Source organism: Methylocapsa palsarum, from assembly GCF_900114285.1.
Classification (GTDB): Bacteria; Pseudomonadota; Alphaproteobacteria; order Rhizobiales; family Beijerinckiaceae; genus Methylocapsa; species Methylocapsa palsarum.
In genome coordinates, this window is the sequence record NZ_FOSN01000072.1 from 1 (window position 1) to 1,133 (window position 1,133).

Here is a 1,133-nt window from a genome sequence, read left to right on the forward strand (position 1 = left end):
TCGACGCGATCGGGTTTGACGTCGACGCGGCACTGCAGCGTCATCAGCCTCGCTTTGACTTTGTCTGGCGCATCGGCTGCGAGAGCCTCCGCAAGGATACGGCCGCGTTCGATCAGGCGCTCGCATCCTGAAGCGTCGGGAGCTCCCGCGCCGAGGTCGTCGACGAGGGCTCCAGGATCATTGAGAAAAGCGCGCAGCCTGTCGATCACAAGGGTTTCCAGATCGCTGGCGGGGATCCGCCGGCCCCCTGAACGATTCGTTCGCGCGCCTGTCACGAGGGAGGTCGAAACATAATAGCGATAGCGCGCGCCCTTCTTGACCGCATGGCTCGGCGTGAGGCGCTCGCCGGCGTCGTCGAACGCCATGCCGGTGAGCAGGCTGGGATGGTTGGTGTGGACGCCCGTCGCCCGATCGACGCGGTTGCCGGCGAGCGTCGCCTGAGCCGCGTCCCACAGCGGCGGGTCGATGATCGCCGGATGCTCGCCGGGGTAAACGCCGCCTTTGTAGCTGATTTCACCGCGGTACAGGCGGTTCTGCAGCATCGCGTAGAGCGCGCCGCGGGTGAGCGGTTGACCGCCATAAACCTCGCCGCCCCGCCGCAGCCGTCGTTTGCTGTTGATCCCGGCGCTGGCCAGATCGTCGCCAAGCGCGCGCACCGACTTCAGCGCGAGATAACGCTCGAAGATATGGACGACGATCTTCGCCTCGTTCTCGTTCACGACCAGCTTACGGTCCTTGACGTCATAGCCCAAGGGCGGCATGCCGCCCATCCACATGCCCTTCTTCTTCGAGGCGGCGATCTTGTCGCGCACCCGCTCGCCGATCACCTCGCGCTCGAACTGGGCGAAGGAGAGCAGTACATTGAGGGTCAGCCGGCCCATGCTGGTGGTGGTGTTAAACTGCTGGGTGATCGAGACGAAGGACACGCCGCGGCGGTCGAAGACGTCGACGAGCCTGGCGAAGTCGGAGAGCGCCCGCGTCAGCCGGTCGACCTTGTAGACGACGACCACATCGATCTGGCCGGCCTCGATGTCGGCGATGAGGCGTTTGAGGGCGGGGCGCTCCATCGTGCCGCCGGAATAGCCGCCGTCGTCATAGAGCGCCGGCGACGCCGTCCAGCCCTCATGCTTTTG

The 1,133-nt window shown here is 65.6% G+C and carries 1 protein-coding gene; it reads right to left on the reverse strand.

Translation table 11 applies throughout. The annotated features are described in order from the left end of the window. The coding region (locus BM177_RS19330; protein WP_139223768.1) for a recombinase family protein at nt 1-1,133 on the reverse strand (1,133 nt) is incomplete at both ends.